We start from the raw sequence: 20,648 nt of genomic DNA on the forward strand, positions 1-20,648 counted from the left end.
CCGTCGCGCTGCCCCTCTCCCGCCTGCTCCGCAGGCACCCTCTCCCGCGGAGGGGAGAGGGCTTCTTCAGGCGCGCCTCAGCCCGCCTTCGTCTTCGCCGTGGCCTTCTTGGCAGCCGCCGGCTTGGCCGCGGCCTTCGTCGCCGTCTTGCTGGCCGTCTTGCGCACGGCCGGCTTCTTCGCCTCGCCGGCCTCCGCCTTCTTGGCCGGCGCACGGGCGCGGGCCGCCGTCTTGCGGACCGGCTTCTTGCCGCCGCCCGAGGCGCGCTTGGCGTTGACGAGGTCGATCGCCTGTTCCAGCGTCAACGCCTCGGCAGCCATCGTCTTCGGCAGCGTCGCGTTGACCGAGCCGTCGCTGACATAGGGGCCGTACTTGCCGGCCTTGACCACGAGGGCGGCGCCGTCCGGATGCTGGCCGAGCGCACGGCCCGGATCGGAGGAGGGACGCCCGCGCCCGCCACCTTGCTCCTTGGCGACGATGAGATCGATGGCGCGGTTGGCGCCGATCTCCAGCACGTCGTCGTCCTTGCCGAGATTGGCGTAGGTCTTCCCGTGCTGCACGTAGGGGCCGAAGCGGCCGAGATTGGCCAGGATCGGCTCGCCGGTCTCCGGATGCTTGGCCACCTCGCGCGGCAGCGAGAGCAGGCGCAGCGCAATCTCCAGCGTCACGCCGCCCGGGCTCGTGCCCTTGGGCAGCGAGGAGCGCTTGGGCTTCTCCGCGCCCTTCTCGGCACTCGCCTCACCGAGCTGCACGAACGGCCCGAAGCGGCCGTCGCGCAGGGTCACGGGCAGACCCGTGGCCGGATCATCGCCGAGCACCCGCACGCCGGGCTGGCCGCCCTCGGCCGAGGAACCGTCGCCCTCGCCTTCGACGCCGGAGGCCGAGAGCTGGCGGGTGTACTTGCACTCCGGGTAGTTCGAGCAACCGATGAAGGCGCCGAACTTGCCGAGCTTGAGCGAGAGCTGGCCCGAGCCGCAGGTCGGGCAGGCGCGCGGATCGCCGCCATCCGCCTTCTCGGGGAAGATGTGGGGCCCGAGCAGGCCGTTGAGCGCCTCCAGCACCTCCGCGACGCGCAGTTCCTTGGTGCCGCCGATAGCGGCGGAAAAATCGCGCCAGAAGTCGCGCAGCACGGAGCGCCAGTCGATCTCGGCATTCGAGACCCGGTCGAGCTGCTCCTCCAGGCTCGCGGTGAAGTCGTACTCGACGTAGCGCTTGAAGAAGCTCTCGAGGAAGCCGGTGACGAGCCGACCCTTGTCCTCCGGCTGGAGGCGCTTCTTCTCGATGCGGACGTATTCGCGGTCGCGCAGGGTTTGGAGCACCGCGGCGTAGGTCGAGGGCCGGCCGATGCCGAGCTCCTCCATCCGCTTGACGAGGCTGGCCTCGGAATAGCGCGGCGGCGGCTCGGTGAAGTGCTGGGTCGAGGCGATGCGCTCGCGCTTCAAGGCGTCGCCCGCCTTCATCGCCGGCAGGCGCTTGGAATCCTCGTCCTCCTCGTCGTCCTTGCCTTCCTGATAGAGGGCGAGGAAGCCGTCGAACTTCACGACCTGGCCGGTGGCGCGCAGGTCGATCCGGCGCGGGCCGACGCTGGCGGTCACCTCGACGGTGGTGCGCTCCAGCTCGGCCGATTCCATCTGGCTGGCGATGGTGCGGGTCCAGATCAGCTCGTAGAGCTTGGCCTGCTCCGGTTCGAGGTAGCGGGCGATCTGCTTCGGGAGCCGGCCCATATCGGTCGGGCGCACGGCCTCGTGGGCCTCCTGCGCGTTCTTGGCCTTCACGGAGTATTTGCGCGGCGCGCCCGGAACGTAGTCGTCGCCGAACTCGCGGCCGATCACCCGGCGGGCGTCCTGGATCGCCTCCGGCGCCATGTCGACGCCGTCGGTCCGCATATAGGTGATGATGCCGACGGTCTCGCCGCCGACATCGACGCCCTCGTAGAGCCGCTGGGCGACGCGCATGGTCTGCGCCGGCGCCATCCCGAGCTTGCGGGAGGCTTCCTGCTGCAGCGTGGAGGTGGTGAAGGGCGGCTGCGGGTGGCGCTTGGCCGGCTTGGCCTCGATGCTCGCCACCTGGAAGGTCGCGAGTTCGAGGTCGCGCTTGAAGGCGGCGGCGGCCTCGGCATTGCCGACATCGAGGCGCTGGATGCGCTTGCCGTCGGCACCCACGAGCCGGGCCTCGAACACGCCGCCGGCTTCCGTCACCAGGGTGGCTACGATCGACCAGTACTCGCGGGGCTTGAAGCGCTCGATCTCCATCTCGCGCTCGACCACGAGACGGAGCGCCACCGACTGCACCCGGCCCGCCGAGCGGGCGCCGGGCAGCTTGCGCCACAGCACCGGCGAGAGGTTGAAGCCGACGAGGTAATCCAGCGCCCGGCGCGCGAGATAGGCATCGACCAGGGCCTGATCGATCTGGCGCGGCTTCTTCATCGCCGCGTCGACCGACGCCTTGGTGATGGCGTTGAAGGTCACGCGCTCGACGGGAATGCCTTTCAGCGCCTTGCGGGCGGTGAGCGCCTCGATCACGTGCCAGGAGATCGCCTCGCCCTCGCGATCCGGGTCGGTCGCGAGGATGAGCTTCTCGGCTCCCTTCACGGCGCGGGCGATCTCGGACACGCGCTTGGCGCCGCGATCCTCCACCTCCCAGATCATGGCGAAGTCGGCCTCCGGATCGACCGAGCCGTCCTTGGCCGGCAGATCGCGGATATGGCCGAAAGAGGCCAGAACCTCGTAATCGCGCCCCAGGTATTTGTTGATCGTCTTGGCCTTGGCCGGCGACTCGACGACGACGACTTTCATGAACCTCTGCCTCTCGCCAGAGCCTCACCGCAGAGACGGTTTTGGGAATGGCGCGGATGCGTACCGGTCGGAGGCCGGCTCTCGCGCCGCGCAGAAGTGGGTGAGCCGCGCGGCGTTGTCAAATCGGGTGAACGTGCCGGCGAGCGGATTAGATTCCCGCGTACCACTCGTAGCCGCGGTCTTCCCAGTAGCCGCCGTTGCCGTCGCCGATGCCGGTCAGGCCCTCGGTCAGCTCGATGCGCATGATGTATTTCGCCTGCTTGTAACCGAGTTGGCGCTCAACCCGAAGGCGCAAGGGGGCACCGTTCGAGACCGGCAGCGCCTTGCCGTTGAGGTCGTAGGCGAGGATCGTCTGAGGGTGGTAGGCATCGGTGAGGTCGATGCTCTCGTAGTAGCGCACCGGCGTGCCCTGCGCCGCCTCGCCCTCGTCCGCCGGAGCCTCGTTGCCCGCGGCCTTCGAATCACTCGCTTGGTTCTCCGCCCCCTCGGGCCGCTGCTCCATCCCGGGATTGGCGGTCTTCTCCGCGGGCTCCTCGGCCTCCTCCGTCTCCTCGCTCGCGGCGTATTCCATCGTGTCGGCGCAGTGGAACACGACGTAGCGGGCATTCGGCTTCAGGCCGGCGCGCTGGAGTATCTCCGCGAGCGGCACGCCGGTCCATTTGCCGATGGCGCTCCAGCCCTCGACGCAGTCGTGCCGGGTCGTCTGGGTGCGGGCGGGCAGCGCTCGCAGCTCGGCGAGGCTCAGATCCTGGGGCCGCTCGACGAGGCCGTCGACGCGCAGCTTGAAGCCCTCGAAGTTCCTGGCGGCGAGCGCCTTGTAGGCCCGGTCCGGCGGATCGATGGTGCCGTTGGGCTTGAACCAGGGGGAGATCTCGGAATCCGGAAACTCCTTGGCGAGCGAGGCCGGTGTCAGCAGCAGACGCTGCACGAACAGGTTGGCATCCTCGCCCGTCTTGAGGGCGCGCTGGCCGGCGGGGCTCGCGGCGAAGCGGTCGCAGCCGCCGAGCGCCGAGACGCCGAGGAGCCCGGCCGCCGCGGTGAGGAAGCCGCGGCGATGGGGCAGTGCGATCGAACGGGAGAGGGTCAGGCGGGGTCTCATCGGCTCTCTCCCGGTCCGGCGGGAAGCTTCTGGCGCTCGATCACGAACCAGCCGGTCACCATGCTGCGCATGTTGTTGACCACGCCGGAGAGCAGCACGAGCAGGACGTGGACGATCACGAACAGGACCAGCAGGTTCGTGACGATGAAGTGGATCGTGCGCGCCGATTGCCGGCCGCCGAACAGGTCGGGCAGGGGCACCACCGCGTTGACGCCCGGCGACATGGCCAGCCCCGTGAGCACCATCAGCGGCAGCAGCACCGCCACCACGACGAGGTAGGTGAGCTTCTGCAACACGTTGTAGCGCTTGGCCTCTTCGCCTTCCGGGAAGTGCAGGGTCAGGTGCTCGCGGATCGAGGAGCCGAAGCCGCGCATCTGATCGCCGTCGGGGACGAGGCGGCGGCGAAGCTGGCCCGTACCGAGCCCGTAGAGGAGATAGATCAGCCCGTTGATGACGAAGGCCCAGGCGAACAGGAAGTGCCAGCGCCGCCCGGTGGCGAGATCCTGATGCGCCGGCAGGGTCGCCCAGGAGGGAAAGGCGCGCCCCGCCGGCCGGCCGTTGAGGTTCGACAGGCCGAGAACGCCCGTGGTGTCGAAGGTCTGGCCAGCGACAGTGACGATGCCCCGGGCCGTGCCGTCGTCCCGCTGGTCGTCGGTGATGGCGACGAACGGCTTGTCGAAGGTCGAGGCCGAGCCCCAGTAGAGAGCCGGATGGGCGTTGAAGATCTGCAGCCCGCTCATCAGCAGGATGGCGAGGCAGACCACGTTGATCCAATGCGCCAGCCGGATCACCAGCGGGTGGCGAAACATCCAGCGCCGCCGCACCGTCTCCACGATGTCGGGCCCCGAGAGCGTCGATCCTGCGGCCACGGCGCGCTGTTCCTTAGCTGTCGCGTTCCTCGCCGGATCGGAAGACCGGCCGGCGCCGGGAAACGTAAGCCTTCGTTTCATACGAAAAAGCCCGCCCGGTTTAACCGGGCGGGCCGCGCACCGCCTAGACGGCGCGCCGATAACAGTCTGGTGACGGGGCGGTTACATCCCGCCCGCACCGGACTCCATGCCCGAGCCGGAGTTCATGCGCTTGGAGCGCATCATCTTCTTGCTCTTCATCGGCTTTTTCATCTTCTTGGAGCTGCGCTTCATCGGGCGCTGCTCCTGGCCCATGTCGTCACCCATGGCGCCCTGCTGCATTTGGCCGCCCATCTGACCACCCATTTGCCCGCCCATGCCGGGCTCCATGCCGCCCCGCTGCATGCCCTGGGCGTAGGCGCCGGAGGACAGGGCAAGACCGAGCGAGAGGGCGCCGGCCGTAAGGAGAAGTCGCGCGTTCATGGACATCCTTTCGGTGTTTCCAGGCAGGCACCGCTGGCCGAAGACCCCCGGCACGCTCAAGCCCGAACGATGTGCAGCCAACGGGTGCCGGACGGGATCGTTCAAAATTTTCTCGTTCACGGCCCCGCGAGCACAAGGAAAATCTCTTCGCCGCGACCGGACGAGACGGTTCTTCCCGCCGGGCCGAGCGGGGTGTCAAACGTCGGCGCGCCTCACGCCTTGCCGGGCCCGGCGCCGGCACCTATAGCGCGGGGCCGAGGCCAGAACCGCCGCATGACCGCTCAGACCGCACCCGCCTTCCCGCACCGGCACCTGCTCGGCATCGAAGGCTTGAGCCGGCCGGACATCGAAGCGCTCCTGGAGCGTGCCGACGCCGCCGTCGCCCTGTCGCGGCAGGTCGAGAAGAAGCGCACGACCCTGCGCGGTCGCACCCAGATCAACCTGTTCTTCGAACCCTCGACGCGCACGCAATCCTCGTTCGAGCTCGCGGGCAAGCGGCTCGGCGCCGACGTGATGAACATGTCGGTCGCCTCGTCCTCGGTGAAGAAGGGCGAGACCCTGATCGACACCGCCGCGACCCTGAACGCCATGCGGCCCGACATCATCGTGGTGCGCCACCACGCGGCGGGCGCCGTGCACCTGCTCGCCCGCAAGGTCGATTGCGCCGTGGTCAACGCGGGCGACGGCGCCCACGAGCACCCGACCCAGGCGCTGCTCGACGCCCTCACCATCCGCCGCAACAAGGGCGGCATCGAGGGGCTTCAGGTCGCGATCTGCGGCGATGTCCTGCACTCGCGGGTGGCGCGCTCCAACATCATCCTGCTCCAGGCGCTCGGCGCCAGGGTCCGGGTGATCGGCCCCTCGACGCTGCTGCCCACCGGCATCGAGCGCTTCGGCGTCGAGGTGTTCACGAACATGCGCGAGGGGCTGAAGGGCAGCGACATCGTGATGATGCTGCGCCTCCAGCGCGAGCGCATGAACGGCTCCTTCGTGCCGAGCGTGAAGGAGTATTTCCGCTATTACGGCCTCGACGGCGACAAGCTGGCGCTGGCCAAGCCCGGCGCGCTGGTGATGCATCCGGGTCCCATGAACCGCGGCGTCGAGATTTCTTCCGATATTGCCGACGGGGCGCAATCGCTGATCCGCGAACAGGTGGAGATGGGCGTCGCCGTGCGCATGGCCGTGCTGGAAGCGCTGGCGACCCACCTGCCGAACGGGTGACCCGAATGAGCGCACTCCTCCTCTCCAACGCCCGTCTGCTCGACCCCGCGACCGGCCGCGAGGGCTCCGGCGCGGTGCTCGTGCGCGAGGGCCGCATCGCCGATCTCGCCTGGGGCGCCGGGCCCGGCACACCCGAGGACGCCCAAACAATCGACTGCGGCGGGCTCACCCTTGCACCCGGCCTGATCGACCTGCGCGCCTTCGTCGGCGAGCCCGGCGCCGAGCACCGCGAGACCCTGGCCTCGGCGAGCGCCGCCGCGGCGGCCGGCGGCGTGACGACGCTGGTCTGCATGCCCGACACCAACCCCGTCATCGACGGGCCGGCCATCGTCGATTTCGTCCTGCGCCGCGCCCGCGACACGGCGAGCGTCAACGTCCTGCCCGCCGCCGCCATCACCAAGGGGCTGGCGGGGCGCGAGATGACCGAGTTCGGCCTGCTGGCGGAGGCCGGCGCGGTCGCCTTCACCGACGGGCTCAAGGCGGTCACCAACGCGCAGGTGATGCGCCGCGCGCTGACCTATGCCCGCGATTTCGGCGCGCTGCTGATGCAGCATGTCGAGGAGCCGGACCTCGTCGGCGAGGGCGTGATGAACGAGGGCGAGATGGCCTCCCGCCTCGGCCTCCTCGGCATCCCCCGCGAGGCCGAGACGGTGATGCTGGAGCGCGACATCCGCCTCGTGCGCCTCACCGGCGCGCGCTACCACGCGGCGATGATCTCGACCGCCGATTCCGTCGAGATCGTGCGGCGGGCCAAGGAGGCGGGGCTGCCCGTCACCTGCGGCGTCTCGGTCAACAATCTCGTGCTCAACGAGGGCGACATCGGGCACTACCGCACCTTCTGCAAGCTCTCCCCCCCCCTGCGTCGCGAGGACGACCGGCAGGCGGTGATCGCCGCGCTGAACGAGGGCGTGATCGACGTCATCGTCTCCGACCACAACCCGCAGGACGTGGAGACCAAGCGCCTGCCGTTCGCCGAGGCCGCGGACGGCGCGCTCGGCATCGAGACGCTGCTCGGCGCGTCCTTGCGCCTGCTGCATACCGGCGACGTGACGCTGGGAACGCTCCTCAAGGCCCTCTCGGCCAACCCCGCCGCGCTGCTCGGCCGCGAGGCGGGCCGGCTCGCGACCGGCGCGCCCGCCGACCTCGTGCTGATCGACCCCGATCTGCCCTACCTGCTCGACAAGCGGCAGCTGAAGTCGCGCTCCAAGAACTCGCCCTTCGACGAGGCGCGGCTCCAGGGCGCGGCGGTGCTGACGCTGGTGGGCGGCCGGATCGTCCACCGCTCCGACCTCTCGGCCATCGCCGCATGACCACGCTTCTCGCGGCCGGCTGGCCGGCCCTCATCGCGGCGCTCGTCCTCGGCTACGCCTGCGGCGCGATCCCCTTCGGGCTGATCCTCACGAAGTTCGCCGGCCTCGGCGACGTGCGGGCGATCGGCTCGGGCAATATCGGCGCGACCAACGTGCTGCGCACCGGCCGCAAGGGGCTGGCCGCCGCGACCCTCCTCTGCGACGCGCTGAAAGGCACGCTGCCGGTGCTCGTCGCCGGCCTCTGGGGGGAGGGGCCGGCGCTCGCCGCCGGGCTCGGCGCCTTCCTCGGCCACCTCTTCCCGGTCTGGCTCGGCTTCAAGGGCGGCAAGGGCGTGGCGACCTTCATCGGCGTGCTGCTGGGCCTGAGCCCGCTGACGCTTCTCGCCTTCGCCGCGATCTGGCTCGGACTGGCGTTTGCCCTGAAATACTCCTCGCTGGCCGCGCTCGCGGCCTCGGCCGCCACGCCCCTCGTTCTGTGGGCGCTCGGACACGGAGCGGTTGCAGGGCTCTTCCTCGTGCTCGCGGCGCTGCTATGGTGGAAGCACGCGCCCAACATCCGCCGACTCGCCGCCGGCACCGAGGGCCGGATCGGGCAGAAGGGCTGAGGGCGGCCCCCTCCCGGCAGGAGGGGAACCCGATGCAGCTCACCGACGCGCAGCGCCTCGACTGGCTGCGCCTGATCCGCACCGAGGGCGTCGGCCCGCGCACCTTCCGCGGCCTGATCAATCGCTTCGGCAGCGCGGCGGCCGCGCTCGATGCCCTGCCGGACCTGACCAAGCGGGCGGGCAAGCGCGCCGTGCCCCCCTCGAAGGCGGCGGCCGAGCGCGAGATGGCGGCCGCCGCCCGCCTCGGCGTGCGCTTCCTCGCCATGGGGGAGGCGGCCTACCCGAAGGCGCTGCACGCCACCGAGACCGCACCGCCGCTGATCGCCGTCCGCGGCGACCCGGCCCTGCTCCTGAAGGCGTCGGTGGCGATGGTGGGCTCGCGCAACGCCTCGACCGCCGGCCTCGCCTTCACCGAGCGGCTCGCCCGGGGTTTGAGCGAGGCCGGCCTCGTGGTGGTTTCGGGGCTCGCCCGCGGCATCGACGCCCGCGCCCATAAGGCCGCGCTCGACGGCGGCACCGTGGCGGTGCTCGCGGGCGGGCAGGACCGGATCTACCCGGAGAACCACGGGCCTCTCATCGAGGAGATCGTCGGCGCAGGGGGCGCGGTGGTGGCCGAGATGCCGATGGGCTGGGTGCCCCGCGGGCGCGACTTCCCCCGGCGCAACCGCATCATCTCCGGGCTCAGCCTCGGCACGGTGGTGGTCGAAGCGGCGCGCCGCTCCGGCTCGCTCATCACCGCCCGCTTCGCCCTCGAACAGGGCCGCGAGGTCTTCGCCGTGCCCGGCTCGCCGCTCGACCCGCGGGCGGAGGGCACCAACGACCTGATCCGCCAAGGCGCGACGCTGGTCTCGGAGGTCGAGCACGTCCTCAGCGTCCTCGAACCGCTGATCGCCGGGGAGGCGCCCCCCGCGGACGGCCTGAACGACCGCCCGGAATTGCCCGAACCGCGCGACTATTGGGACGAGATCGATCTCGACGGCACGGCGCCCGCGGCACCGGCCGCGCCGTTCGACGCGCTTGAGCCCGGCGCGTCCGATCCCGGCGCGCCCCGCGACGAGCGTGCCCGGCTGATCGCGCTCCTGAGCCCGACGCCGGTTGGGACCGACGAACTCGCTCGCTCCTCCGGTCTGTCGGTGCGGATCGTGCAGACGACGCTGCTCGAGCTCGAGCTCGACGGCCGCATCGAGCGGCACGGCAGCGGGACGGTGTCCCTGGTGCCGGGGCTCTGAGCCCCGCGTGGCGTTCGAATCCTTTCATCCCCCGGGCGTCATTAAGGTTTCATCAAACAATTCTCATTGCCGAAGTCTCGAATCACGATTATCGGGCGCTATCCGGCCTCGGCTCGATTACTGTCGCCGGCGCAGGCAATTCCGCGATCAACCCCAAGAAGGGTGGCGCGGGCGGGGGCTCGGACACGGTGGCGCGGCTTCTCCATCACGCTCGGATGCGGCCCTTCCTGACCGGGAGCCCGCAGCGGTTGCTGCGTGCGGCGGCGCTGACGCTGGGCCTGAGCCTGTCCTCCACCGCCGTGCTCGCCTATGCCGACCTGCTGCCGCAGGGCCTCGACCTCGATCTGTTCGAGAGCGACGCGCCCGCCGGCCTCCCGCACGTCGCCCGGAAGATCGCGCTCGGCGGGCCGCTCAGCATCGTCGCCTTCGGCTCCTCCTCGACGGAAGGGGTAGGCGCCAGCACCCCCGCCGCCGCCTATCCCGCCCGGCTTGAGGACGGGCTCCGGCGCGCCCTGCCGCGGCTCGGCGGCCGGATCACGGTGACCAACCGCGGCATCGGCGGCGAGGCGGTGGACGAGATGCTGGCCCGGCTCGACCGGGACGTGATCGCCCCGCGGCCCGACCTCGTGATCTGGCAGACCGGCAGCAACGACGCCCTGCGCGGCGTCTCCCTCGACCATTTCCGCGAGGCGACCGAGGCGGCGCTGGAGCGCATCCGCGAGGCGGGCATCGACGTGGTGCTGATGGAGCCGCAATGGTGCCCGGCGCTCGACGCCACCCCCGGCGCCGACCGCTTCCGCGACGCCGTGCGGGCGCTCGGGACCGATCTCGACATCCCGGTGATCCGCCGCTCGGACCTGATGCGCGACTGGATCGGTCAGGGGCGCCTGACCCGGACCCAGCTCTTCGCCAGCGACGGCCTGCACATGGCCGATGGCGGCTACGCCCTGCTCGCCGAGGCCGCGCAGGACACCGTGCTCGACGGAGCCGAGGCGGCGCCGCTCGCGCTCGCCGCGGCGGGGACGGATTGAGGCGCCTCCTCGGGGCGATGCGCCTCGCCTGCTGTCTCACGGCCGGCCTTCTCCTCGCGGCAGCGCCCGCCGGGGCGGTCGACCGGCGCCTGCTGCCCGAGAGCCCGCGCTACGCCCGCAACACGGCCTGCGCGGAGGTGAGCGTCGCCGCGCCCCTGCGGCGCCCCCGCACCCACCCGCTCGACGACCGGATCAGCCCCAACCCGGCCCTCTCGCCGATGAGCCAGGGCGACAGCGCGATCTGCTTTGCCTACGCCACCGCCGACATGATCTCGCAGCGGGTCGGCGTCACGGTCTCCGCGCTCGATGTCGCCACCCGCTACTACTTCGCCGACCCGGCGGGCCTCGAGCGCAGCCGCGACCGCGCGCTCCGGCATTTCCTGCGCGGGCGCCCGGACCTCGCGGAGGAGATCGCCGAGAGCCGCAACGACACCGAGGCGAGCCGCGAGCGCAACCCGGGCCGCAAGCCCTATTTCGACAAGCTGGAGGACGGGCAGGAGGAGGCGGCCGCCCTCCTCTACAATCTCGGCGGCCTGTGCGAGGACCGGGACCTGCCCTCCTTCGACGGCTACGGCCAGCACGGGCGCACCCTCGGGGCCCTGCGCTGGCGCAGCCGCGTCGCGGCGCCCAAGCTCTGCTGGCGCAGCCTCGGCGGGACGGTGCCGCGGCTGCGCGACCCGGCGACCGACGCCTTCAACGCGGGCTGGATCGCTCATGTCGAGCGCCGCTGCCGGCGCAAGCCCCTGCCGGTGCCGCTGATCCCGGTCTCGGATTCGATCGCCGACAACCAGCTCGACTTCATGGACAAGGCCGCGCGCCGGGAGCCCGGGCTGGCCGCGGGCTCCGACCGGCTGATGGCGATGATCGACTACGCGCTCGACCGGGGCCGGATGCCGGTGATCGGCTATTCCTGGTACGTCCTGGAGGAGCGCGATCCGAAGGACCCGGACATCGCCGCCGACCATTCGAGCCCGATCATCGCCCGGCGGAAAGCCGCGGGCCGCTGCCAGTACCATCTGCAGGACAATACCGGCGAGTACTGCGCCCGGATGCGGCCGGGCATCCGCGAACGCTGCGAACTCGGCCGGGTCTGGCTCGACGAGGAGGAACTGCGCCGCTCGCTCTACAGCGTGATCTATCTGCGATAGGCTTCCCAAGCGAAGAATTTGGCCGAGCGAAGAAATCGGCCGAGCGGAGCATTCGACCGAAGGGAGCATTCGGGACCATGGCGATCGAGATCGGCTTCCTCGTCTTCCCCCGCGTGCAGCAGCTCGACCTGACCGGGCCCTACGAGGTGCTGGCCATGGTGCCGGGCAGCCGCGTCCACCTCGTCGCCAAGAGCCTGAGCCCGCTCCCGAGCGCCACGGGGCTCGTGCTGACGCCGACGCTCGACTTCGCCGCCTGCCCGGCGCTCGACGTGATCTGCGTGCCCGGCGGCGCGGGCGTGAACCCGCTGATGGAGGATGCCGAGACCCTCGGCTTCCTGCGCCGGCAGGCGGCCAGGGCGCGCTACGTCACCTCCGTCTGCACCGGCGCCCTGGTGCTCGGCGCGGCGGGGCTCCTGCGGGGGAAGCGCGCCACGACGCACTGGGCGGCGCACGATCTGCTCGCCGCCTTCGGGGCGATCCCGACCGAAGGGCGCGTGGTGCGCGACGGCAACCTCCTCACCGGCGGCGGCGTGACCGCGGGCATCGATTTCGGACTGACCCTCGCCGCGGAGCTGACGGACGCGGCGACCGCCCAGGCGATCCAGCTTCATCTGGAATACGCTCCGGCGCCGCCCTTCGACGCCGGGCGCCCCGAGACCGCCGGTCCCGACATCCTCGCGGCCGCCCGCCAGCGGCTGGCGACGACCCGCAGCGAGCGGGAGGCGATCGTGGCGCGGGTGATGCGGGAGCGGGATTGAGATCGGAGTCCGGGGCGCGGCTCCCGCGCCGTCACGGCGAGGCGACGCCGAAGCAGTCCAGGGCTCCGCACTCTCCGGACAAGTCGCGCTCTGGATCGCCTTGGCTCCGCCTCGCGATGACGGGTCGAACGCCGCGGGCTAGAACATCGTCTTTTCCGAAAGCCGGTGGCCACCTTTCGGGACGATGCTCTAGAATCCGTCCGCCGCCCTGTCCGCAACCCCCAGAAGCCCACCCATGACGTCGAGGCAGCTCTGCAGGATGTAGGCGGCGGCGAGCTTGTCCACGAGTTCGCCGCGCCGCGCCCGGGAGGCATCCGCCGCGATCAGCGTGCGGGTCACCGCGGCGGTGGAGAGGCGCTCGTCGAAGAACAGCACCGGCAGGGGCAACAGCGGCTTGAGGTTGCGCGCGAAGCTGCGGCTCGATTGCGCCCGCGGGCCTTCCGAACCGTCCATGTTGAGGGGCAGGCCGATCACGAGGCCGCCGACGGCGTGGGTCGCGCAGAGCATCACGATCCGCCCCGCATCGGGCGTGAACTTCACCCGCCGGATCGTCTCCAGCGGCGAGGCGATCTGCCGTCCGACATCGGAGAGCGCCAGCCCGATCGTCTTGGTGCCGAGGTCGAGCCCCATCAGGCGCGGCGCCCCGGCGGAAGCCTCGGCGAAGGCCGCGATCTCGTCCCGGTTCACGCGGCGGCCGCCCCAAGCTGCTCCAGAGCCGCCGCATCGTCGCCCTCGAAGGTCTGGGGCAGCGGCCCCTCGCCCTCGCCGAGGATGTGGAGGATCTCCAGGCCCTGAAGCCCGCGCACGAAGGTCGGCAGATCGGCGCCGCCGAAATGCACCGTCTCCAGATCGGCGCAGAGCACCCAGATGTCGTATTCGGGAAAGCCCGGCGTGACGTCGAAGAACAGGAAGTCGCCCCGCTCGGTCTGTCCGAAGAAGCAGGCCCGATCCATCAGCTCCGCGTCGGCATCGCCCTCCACGGTGAAGCGGTGCGGCTCGTCGCTGTCCCCGTCCCGCAGGCCGTCGAGGGCGAGCGCCACGCCGTGGGCGATGAGGTGGGAGCGGGCGACGAGGTCGGCGGCCTCCACCGGCACGGGGGTGAAGACGCGCACATGCCCGCCGATCCGCCCGGCCCCGCAGGTCGTCGCGAAGCCGCGGTAACTGGCGGGCAGGGCAAAGCCCAGCTCCGCCTCGGCGCGGGCCAGATCCGCCTCGCTCGAAGCGAGCCCCGGCCGCAGGTCCCGGAAGACGCTCTCCCACATGGTCCGCCCTCCCGACGCCGCCAGGAGCCCGGCTTACGCCCGGCCGCGCGGACTTGTCCACCGCGCAGATTAACCATCGCTGCGGGTTCGGGGGCGGGGAGGGGAGCCGAGCGGGGCCGGCAGTGTTAAGGTTTCGTTAACGATAGCGGAGCCGCCCCGTGTTCCTACCACCGACGCAACAGCCCGCCGCCCCACGGCACCGCCTGTCCCGTCGGCACGTGATCATGCTGGCGCTGGCCGTCGAGATCCTGATCGTCGGTACGGTCCATGCCGACCGCTACCGCCGGCCCGGCATCACCGTGGACGTGCCGCTCACCCGAGGCCACGTCATCACCTGAGCGCCCGGCGGTCCCGCCGTTGCTCCCGCGCGAAGGCGGGTGCTATAGCCCGGCCGATTCCGGGCGGGGCCGTTTCCCGCGAGAAGCGAGGCGACACGGACGGCATGTCGGTCGACGAGACAACGGTACGGCGCATCGCGCATCTGGCCCGCATCGCGGTGACCGACGAGGAGGTCGGCCCGCTCCAGGGCGAGCTGAACGCGATCCTCGCCTTCGTGGAGCAGCTCGGCGCGGTCGATGTCGCCGGCGTCGAGCCGATGACCTCGGTCACGCCGATGCGCATGAAGAAGCGCGAGGACGTGGTGACCGCGGGCGGCCGGGCGGCGGACATCGTCGCCAACGCGCCGGAGACCGAGGACAACTATTTTCTCGTGCCGAAGGTCGTCGAGTAGGTTTTTTCGGCATCGGCGGAATGGCTTCGCCGGCCCCTCGCTGAGCCTTCACACGCTCGCGGGGTCGGCGCGCAGGTCTGGGACGGGCATGACGGCACTCAACGAACTCACCCTGGCCGAAGCCCGCGACGGGCTGAAGGCCAAAGATTTTTCGGCCCGCGAGATCGCGCAGGCGCATCTCGACGCGATCGAGCGGGCGCAGGCGCTCAACGCCTACATCGTCGCGACACCCGACCGCGCCCTGAAGATGGCGGAGGTCTCGGACGAGAAGATCGCCAAGGGCGAGGCGCGGCCCCTCGAGGGCCTGCCGCTCGGCATCAAGGACCTGTTCGCCACGCAGGGCGTGCACACCACCGCGGGTTCGAAGATCCTCGAAGGCTTCGAGCCGCATTACGAGTCGAACGTCTCGACCCAGCTCTGGCGCGACGGCGCGGTGATGCTGGGCAAGCTCAACCTCGACGAGTTCGCCATGGGCTCGTCCAACGAGACCAGCGCCTACGGCAAGACGATCTCGCCCTGGCGGCGCCAAGAAAACGGAACCTTCTCGGACGCGCCGCTCGTCCCCGGCGGCTCGTCCGGCGGTTCGGCGGCGGCGGTCGCCGCGCATCTGTGCCTGGGCGCCACCGCCACCGATACCGGCGGCTCGATCCGCCAGCCGGCGGCCTTCACCGGCACCGTCGGCATCAAGCCGACCTACGGGCGCTGCTCGCGCTGGGGCATCATCGCCTACGCCTCCTCCCTTGATCAGGCCGGCCCGATCGCCCGCACGGTGCAGGATTGCGCGATCCTGCTCGGCTCCATGGCCGGGCACGACCCGCGCGACACCACCTCCGTCGACATGCCGGTGCCCGACTTCGAGGCCGCCATCTCCCGCGGCGTGAAGGGCCTCACCATCGGCATCCCGCGGGAATACCGGGTCGAGGGCATGCCCGCCGAGATCCAGCGGCTCTGGGACCAGGGCGCGGACTGGCTGCGGGAGGCCGGCGCGACGGTCCGGGAGATCTCGCTGCCGCACACGCAGTACGCGCTGCCGGCCTACTACATCGTCGCCCCGGCCGAGGCCTCCTCGAACCTCGCCCGCTACGACGGCGTGCGCTACGGCCTGCGGGTGCCCGGGCGTGACATCGCCGGGATGTACGAGAACACCCGCGCCGCCGGCTTCGGCCGCGAGGTGAAGCGGCGCATCATGATCGGCACCTACGTGCTCTCGGCGGGCTATTACGACGCCTACTACGTGCGGGCCCAGAAGATCCGCACGCTGATCAAGCGCGACTTCGAGGCGGCCTACGCCTCCGGCATCGACGCGATCCTCACCCCCGCCACCCCTTCGGCGGCCTTCGGCATCGGCGAGATGGCGAGCGCCGATCCGGTCGAGATGTACCTCAACGACGTGTTCACGGTGACGGTGAACATGGCCGGCCTGCCGGGCATCTCGGTGCCCGCCGGCCTCGACGCGCAGGGCCTGCCGCTCGGGCTCCAGCTGATCGGGCGCCCCTTCGACGAGGAGACCCTGTTCGCCGCGGCTCAGACCATCGAGAACGCGGCCGGGCGGATCAGCCTGCCGAAGGCGTGGTGGGCGTGAACGCGGCTCCCGTCGTCCCGGTCTACTCCTTCTCGGTCTGGATTCAGGCCGGGTTCGACCCGTTGCTGATCGCGGTCGCCGTTTTCCTGGGCTGGAAGGCGGACCAGTTCGGCAAGGTCTTCATCGCGGCCATCGCCGCGCTGGCGATCTCGGTGCTGTTCGCGTGGCTCGTCACCCGCATCGGCCTGCCCTGGCCGGCCCCGGTCGCGGCCGACCTGCCGACGTTCTTCCCCGTGCGGACGGTATCGGCGTTCGTATGGGCGGCGCTCGGGTATGGGGCGCGTCGAATTTACAATCGACGACGCTAAATGCTCATCGACACAGTTTTTGGTTGATTTTCCGAGATTGATCGGCGCTGGCTCGCGCAACGATGCGACGCCGATTCCGTGAAGACGCTTCTCTACACCGCCGCTGCGCTCAAGAGTCTGACCCGGCTTCCCAAGCCTGCGCAAGCCGACATCGTCGCCAAGTTGGAGCGCTACGCTGCGACCGGCTCCGGCTCGACGAAAGCCCTCGTGGGTCGGCCCGGCGTGCGGCTACGGGTCGGTGATTACCGCGTGATCTTCACCGAAACGGCCGATACGATCTCGGTCTTCGCAATCGGCGATCGACGCGACATCTACACCTGAATGGGTGAAGCGACCATGAAACCGCAGATCATCAGGACGGAAGCCGGCGAGGAACTCGTCGTACTCACCCGGCGTGAATACGACGCACTTCTCGCCAGCATTGATGCCGAGGAGGCCGAAGATTGCGGCACGGCACGGCTCACGGATGCGTATCTCGTCGACGAGGCGGCGGGCCGTATTGCGGCGATCCCCCATTGGTTCGTGAAGCTCGTGATCGCGCACGGCTCGCCGGTCGCGGCGGCGCGTGCGTATCGCGGCTGGACCGAGGCGGAACTTGCGCAGGCCACCGGTCTCGATGGAGATCTGATCGCCCGGTTCGAGCGCGCGGAGGCCGAGCCGAACGATGGTGAGCGGCAGCGACTCGCGGAGCAGACAGGGGCCGAGCCGGGTTGGTTGCGCTAGACCATCGTGCCGGATACCGCATTCGGCACGATGGTCTAGGCTCTTGTTTCGCATCGTCTTTTTCCGAAAGCCGGCGGCTACCTTTCGGGACGATTCTCTAAGCGGCCTCGCTCGCTTCGGCAGAGAACTGCCCGATCGAGAGCCGGAAGCATCCGAGACAGGGTCGCAGATGCCGTTCGGTTTGGAGGGGGGCCGCCGGCCCCCGGCTCCTCATGCTGAGGTGCGTGCGGCATGCGCGCCGCTCCTCCCGCCCGCTACTCCGCCGGCACCGAGTGCCCGTGACCGGAATCATGCTCCTTCGGCGCGGCCTCCGCGTTCTCGCCGGCGGCGACTTGCTTGCGCTTGAACAGGCGCATCACCACCACGAAGAAGACCGGCACGAAGAAGACCGCGAGCACGGTGGCCGAGATCATGCCGCCCATCACGCCCGTGCCGATGGCCTGCTGGCTCTTCGAGGCGGCGCCCGTGGCGATGGCCAGCGGCACCACACCGAAGATGAAGGCGAGCGAGGTCATCACGATCGGCCGGAAGCGCAGGGTCGCCGCCTCAATCGTCGCCTGGACGAGATTGGTGCCCGGCTTCCACAGATCCTTGGCAAACTCCACGATCAGGATCGCGTTCTTGGCCGAGAGGCCGATGATCGTGATGAGCCCGATCTTGAAGTAGACGTCGTTGGGCAGGCCGCGCAGGTACACCGCCGCCACCGAGCCGATCACGCCGAGCGGGATGACGAGAAGCACCGAGATCGGGATCGCCCAGCTCTCGTAGAGCGCGGCGAGGCACAGGAACACGATCAGCACCGAGAGGGCGAGCAGCAGCGAGGCCTGGGAGCCCGCCTTCTTCTCCTGCTCGGACTGGCCGGTCCAGGTGTAGCCGAAGCCCTTCGGCATCCGCGTCATCAGCCGCTCCATCTCGGCGATGGCGTCGCCCGAGGTGTAGCCCGCCGCCGGCTCGCCGGTGAAGCGGACCGACTGGTAGCCGTTGAAGCCGACGATCTGGCTCGGGCCCATGCTCCACTTGAGGTCGGCGAAGGAGGACATCGGCACCATCGTGCCCTGGCTGTTCTTCACCGCGTAGTTGAGGATGTCGGCCGCCTGCATGCGCTGCAGCTGCTCGGCCTGCACGTAGACGCGCTGCATCTTGCCGAGGTTCGGGAAATCGTTGGTGTAGACCGAGCCGAGATTGACCTGGATCGCGTCGTTGATGTCCTCGAACTTCACGCCGAGCGCGGCCGCCTTCTCGCGGTCGATGATGAGCTCGGCCTGAGGCGTGGGCGGAAGGCCCTCGATCTTCACCGACTTGAGGATCGGGCTCTGCCGGGCCAGCGCCAGCAGCTGGGCCTCCGCGGCCGCGAGCGCCGAGTAGCCCTTCTGTCCCCGGTCCTGGAGGCGGAACGAGAAGCCGGCCGCGTTGCCGAGATTGTCCACCGGCGGCGGCTCCTGGGCATCGACGATGGCGTCGCGGTAGCCCGCCATCGCCGCGTTGGTGCCGGCCACCAGGGCGGTGGCCGAGTTCGCCGCGTCGCGCTCGGCCCAGGGCTTCAGGGTGACGAAGGCCTGGCTCAGGTTCGGCCCCTGGCCCGAGAACGAGAAGCCGTTGAGCATGGTCACCGTGGCGACGCCCGGCTGGGCCAGCAGGTGCTCCTCGACCTTGCGCACGGCCGCCTGCGTCCGGTTGAACGAGGCGCCGGGCGGGGTCTGGATGTCGACGGTGAAGAAGCCCTGGTCCTCGATGGGTAGGAAGCCCTCGGGCAGGCGCAGGAAGGCGAAGGCGGTGCCCGCCACCAGGATCAGGTAGATCACCATCATCCGGCCGGACTTCTTGATGCACCACGCCGTGCCGCGGCCGTAGCGGGCGGTCTCGCGATCGACGATCCGGTTGAACCAGCCGAAGAAGCCGCCCTTGGCATGGCCGTGGCCGGCCTCGACGGGCTTGAGCAGGGTGGCGCAGAGCGCCGGCGTCAGAGTCAGCGCCAGCAGCGCCGAGAAGGCGATCGAGGTCACCATCGCGATCGAGAACTGGCGGTAGATGATGCCGACCGAGCCGGGGAAGAAGGCCATCGGGATGAACACGGCGACCAGCACCAGGGTGATGCCGATGATCGCGCCGGTGATCTGCTCCATGGCCTTGGCGGTCGCCTCCTTCGGCGGAAGCCCCTCCTCGTTCATGATGCGCTCGACGTTCTCGACCACGACGATGGCGTCGTCGACGAGGATGCCGATGGCCAGCACCATGCCGAACATGGTCAGCACGTTCACCGAGAAGCCGGCCAGCAGCATCACCATCACGGTGCCCATCAGGGCGATCGGGACGACGATGGTCGGGATCAGGGTGTAGCGGATGTTCTGCAGGAACAGGAACATCACGACGAAGACCAGCGCCACCGCCTCGACGAGGGTCATCATGACCTTCTTGATCGAAGCCTTCACGGCGGGCGTGATGTCGTAGGGGATGTCCCACTTCAGGCCCGGCGGGAAGAACTGGGACAGCTCCTCCATCTTGGCGCGGATGGCGTTGGCGGTCTCCAGGGCGTTGCCGTCGGGGGCGAGCGTCACGGAGATGCCGGCCGCCTCGCCGCCGTTGAGCCGGGTCGAGAACTGGTAGGCGTCGCCGCCGAGTTCGATCCGGGCCACGTCGCGCAGGCGCACGTTCGAGCCGTCGGGATTGGCCCGCAGCACGATCGCGCCGAAATCGTCCACGGTGCTGAGCTGGCCCTTGACGATGATGGGCGCGAACACCGCGTGATCGACCGGGCTCGGCTGGGCGCCGACGGCGCCGGAGGCGATCTGGATGTTCTGGTTGCGGATCGCCTCGGTGACGTCGCCCGGCGTCAGCGAGAGGCCGCGCAGCTTGTCCGGATCGACCCAGACGCGCAAGCTCCGCTCGGTCGAGTAGAGGGTGGCGCGGCCGACCCCGGGGATGCGGCGGATCTCGTTGATCACGTTGCGCATCAGGAAGTCGCCGAGCCCGATCTCGTCCATCTTCCCGTCGGTCGAGACCAGGGTGATGATGTTGAGGGTGGCGGCGGAGGCCTCCTCCACGAGGATGCCGTTCTGGCGCACCTCCGCGGGCAGGCGCGCCTCGACGCGCTTGAGCCGGTTCTGCACCTCGACCGAGGCCAGCGCCGGGTCCGTGCCGGGCTGGAAGGTCGCCGTGATGTTGATCGAGCCGAAGGAGTCGGTGGTCGACTCGAAGCTCATGATGTTGGCCGCGCCGTTCAGCTCGTCCTCGATGAGGCGGGTCGTGCCCGTGTAGAGGCTCTCCACGGAGGCGCCGGGGAAGGCGGTCGAGAGCGCGATCGAGGGCGGCGCGATCACCGGATACTGCGCGACCGGCAGCATCGGGAGCGAGAGCGCCCCCCCGAGAATGATGAACAGGGCGACCACCCAGGCGAAGACCGGCCGGTCGATGAAGAAGCGGGCCATGAGGGGCTCGTAGCGTCGTGTCGGATCTGGGCCGGCGGGATCGGGCACCCGCCGGCGGCACGGTTCGGGAGGATGTCGTCGGGGATCGGCC

Annotated in this window: 20 protein-coding genes; 13 read left to right on the top strand and 7 right to left on the bottom strand. The window is 70.1% G+C overall.

Annotation, left to right across the window (positions count from 1 at the left end; genetic code table 11):
- Positions 1-77: 77 nt before the first annotated feature.
- The 4 genes from topA to ACPCJR_RS04665 form a co-directional block, all read right to left on the bottom strand.
- Positions 78-2,795, bottom strand: coding sequence for a type I DNA topoisomerase (topA, locus tag ACPCJR_RS04650; protein WP_391510464.1), 2,718 nt, complete (start codon positions 2,793-2,795; stop codon positions 78-80).
- Positions 2,796-2,943: 148 nt separating this feature from the next.
- Positions 2,944-3,894: a molybdopterin-binding protein gene (locus ACPCJR_RS04655; protein ID WP_391510463.1), complete on the bottom strand. Its 951-nt coding sequence runs from the start codon at positions 3,892-3,894 to the stop codon at positions 2,944-2,946.
- Positions 3,891-4,763 carry a cytochrome b/b6 domain-containing protein gene (locus ACPCJR_RS04660; protein WP_391510462.1) on the bottom strand — a complete coding sequence of 291 codons (873 nt, stop codon included), beginning with the start codon at positions 4,761-4,763 and terminating at the stop codon, positions 3,891-3,893. Before ACPCJR_RS04660 ends, ACPCJR_RS04655 begins: the two co-directional genes overlap by 4 nt.
- Before the next feature lie 162 nt (positions 4,764-4,925).
- Positions 4,926-5,231 (bottom strand): hypothetical protein, encoded by a 306-nt coding sequence (locus ACPCJR_RS04665; RefSeq protein ID WP_017486550.1) that lies wholly within the window; start codon positions 5,229-5,231, stop codon positions 4,926-4,928.
- Between the two features lie 267 nt (positions 5,232-5,498).
- Between ACPCJR_RS04665 and ACPCJR_RS04670 the strand changes: the two genes are divergently transcribed.
- The 7 genes from ACPCJR_RS04670 to ACPCJR_RS04700 all read left to right on the top strand — a co-directional run bounded on the left by ACPCJR_RS04670 (position 5,499) and on the right by ACPCJR_RS04700 (position 12,527).
- Complete coding sequence (locus tag ACPCJR_RS04670) at positions 5,499-6,446, top strand: aspartate carbamoyltransferase catalytic subunit (RefSeq protein WP_391510461.1); 948 nt, start codon at positions 5,499-5,501, stop codon at positions 6,444-6,446.
- A 5-nt stretch (positions 6,447-6,451) separates the two neighbouring features.
- Complete coding sequence (locus ACPCJR_RS04675) at positions 6,452-7,756, top strand: dihydroorotase (protein ID WP_391510459.1); 1,305 nt, start codon at positions 6,452-6,454, stop codon at positions 7,754-7,756.
- A complete protein-coding gene (gene plsY / locus ACPCJR_RS04680; RefSeq protein WP_391510458.1) occupies positions 7,753-8,361 on the top strand; it encodes a glycerol-3-phosphate 1-O-acyltransferase PlsY in 609 nt (202 codons plus the stop codon). Before ACPCJR_RS04675 ends, plsY begins: the two co-directional genes overlap by 4 nt.
- Positions 8,362-8,393: 32 nt before the next feature.
- Positions 8,394-9,590, top strand: a complete 1,197-nt coding sequence (dprA, locus tag ACPCJR_RS04685; RefSeq protein WP_391510457.1) for a DNA-processing protein DprA — start codon at positions 8,394-8,396, stop codon at positions 9,588-9,590.
- A 215-nt stretch (positions 9,591-9,805) separates the two neighbouring features.
- Positions 9,806-10,621 (top strand): SGNH/GDSL hydrolase family protein, encoded by an 816-nt coding sequence (locus ACPCJR_RS04690; protein ID WP_391511199.1) that lies wholly within the window; start codon positions 9,806-9,808, stop codon positions 10,619-10,621.
- A gap of 17 nt (positions 10,622-10,638) precedes the next feature.
- Positions 10,639-11,769 (top strand): hypothetical protein, encoded by a 1,131-nt coding sequence (locus ACPCJR_RS04695; RefSeq protein WP_391511198.1) that lies wholly within the window; start codon positions 10,639-10,641, stop codon positions 11,767-11,769.
- 77 nt (positions 11,770-11,846) lie between these two features.
- Complete coding sequence (locus ACPCJR_RS04700; RefSeq protein ID WP_391510456.1) at positions 11,847-12,527, top strand: DJ-1/PfpI family protein; 681 nt, start codon at positions 11,847-11,849, stop codon at positions 12,525-12,527.
- A gap of 189 nt (positions 12,528-12,716) precedes the next feature.
- Here ACPCJR_RS04700 and ruvX read toward each other — a convergent pair whose 3' ends face one another.
- Both ruvX and ACPCJR_RS04710 read right to left on the bottom strand, forming a co-directional pair.
- Positions 12,717-13,214, bottom strand: a complete 498-nt coding sequence (gene ruvX, locus ACPCJR_RS04705) for a Holliday junction resolvase RuvX (RefSeq protein ID WP_391510455.1) — start codon at positions 13,212-13,214, stop codon at positions 12,717-12,719.
- Positions 13,211-13,789, bottom strand: coding sequence for an SMI1/KNR4 family protein (locus tag ACPCJR_RS04710; RefSeq protein WP_391510454.1), 579 nt, complete (start codon positions 13,787-13,789; stop codon positions 13,211-13,213). Before ACPCJR_RS04710 ends, ruvX begins: the two co-directional genes overlap by 4 nt.
- 158 nt (positions 13,790-13,947) lie before the next feature.
- Between ACPCJR_RS04710 and ACPCJR_RS04715 the strand changes: the two genes are divergently transcribed.
- The 6 genes from ACPCJR_RS04715 to ACPCJR_RS04740 all read left to right on the top strand — a co-directional run bounded on the left by ACPCJR_RS04715 (position 13,948) and on the right by ACPCJR_RS04740 (position 17,132).
- Complete coding sequence (locus ACPCJR_RS04715; protein WP_391510453.1) at positions 13,948-14,127, top strand: hypothetical protein; 180 nt, start codon at positions 13,948-13,950, stop codon at positions 14,125-14,127.
- A 104-nt stretch (positions 14,128-14,231) separates the two neighbouring features.
- Complete coding sequence (gatC, locus tag ACPCJR_RS04720; protein WP_110353807.1) at positions 14,232-14,519, top strand: Asp-tRNA(Asn)/Glu-tRNA(Gln) amidotransferase subunit GatC; 288 nt, start codon at positions 14,232-14,234, stop codon at positions 14,517-14,519.
- 88 nt (positions 14,520-14,607) lie between these two features.
- Positions 14,608-16,101, top strand: a complete 1,494-nt coding sequence (gene gatA, locus ACPCJR_RS04725; RefSeq protein WP_391510452.1) for an Asp-tRNA(Asn)/Glu-tRNA(Gln) amidotransferase subunit GatA — start codon at positions 14,608-14,610, stop codon at positions 16,099-16,101.
- Positions 16,098-16,409, top strand: a complete 312-nt coding sequence (locus ACPCJR_RS04730) for a hypothetical protein (protein WP_331289041.1) — start codon at positions 16,098-16,100, stop codon at positions 16,407-16,409. The genes gatA and ACPCJR_RS04730 overlap by 4 nt, the downstream gene beginning before the upstream one ends.
- Before the next feature lie 78 nt (positions 16,410-16,487).
- Positions 16,488-16,730 carry a type II toxin-antitoxin system RelE family toxin gene (locus ACPCJR_RS04735; protein WP_391510451.1) on the top strand — a complete coding sequence of 81 codons (243 nt, stop codon included), beginning with the start codon at positions 16,488-16,490 and terminating at the stop codon, positions 16,728-16,730.
- Between the two features lie 15 nt (positions 16,731-16,745).
- A complete protein-coding gene (locus tag ACPCJR_RS04740) occupies positions 16,746-17,132 on the top strand; it encodes a helix-turn-helix domain-containing protein (RefSeq protein ID WP_391510450.1) in 387 nt (128 codons plus the stop codon).
- A gap of 254 nt (positions 17,133-17,386) precedes the next feature.
- Here ACPCJR_RS04740 and ACPCJR_RS04745 read toward each other — a convergent pair whose 3' ends face one another.
- On the bottom strand, positions 17,387-20,557 hold the full coding sequence (locus ACPCJR_RS04745) for a multidrug efflux RND transporter permease subunit (RefSeq protein WP_391510449.1): 3,171 nt from the start codon (positions 20,555-20,557) through the stop codon (positions 17,387-17,389).
- Positions 20,558-20,648: the final 91 nt, after the last annotated feature.

This window comes from Methylobacterium sp. NPDC097929 (assembly GCF_049543375.1).
In the GTDB taxonomy this organism is placed as follows: Bacteria; Pseudomonadota; Alphaproteobacteria; order Rhizobiales; family Beijerinckiaceae; genus Methylobacterium.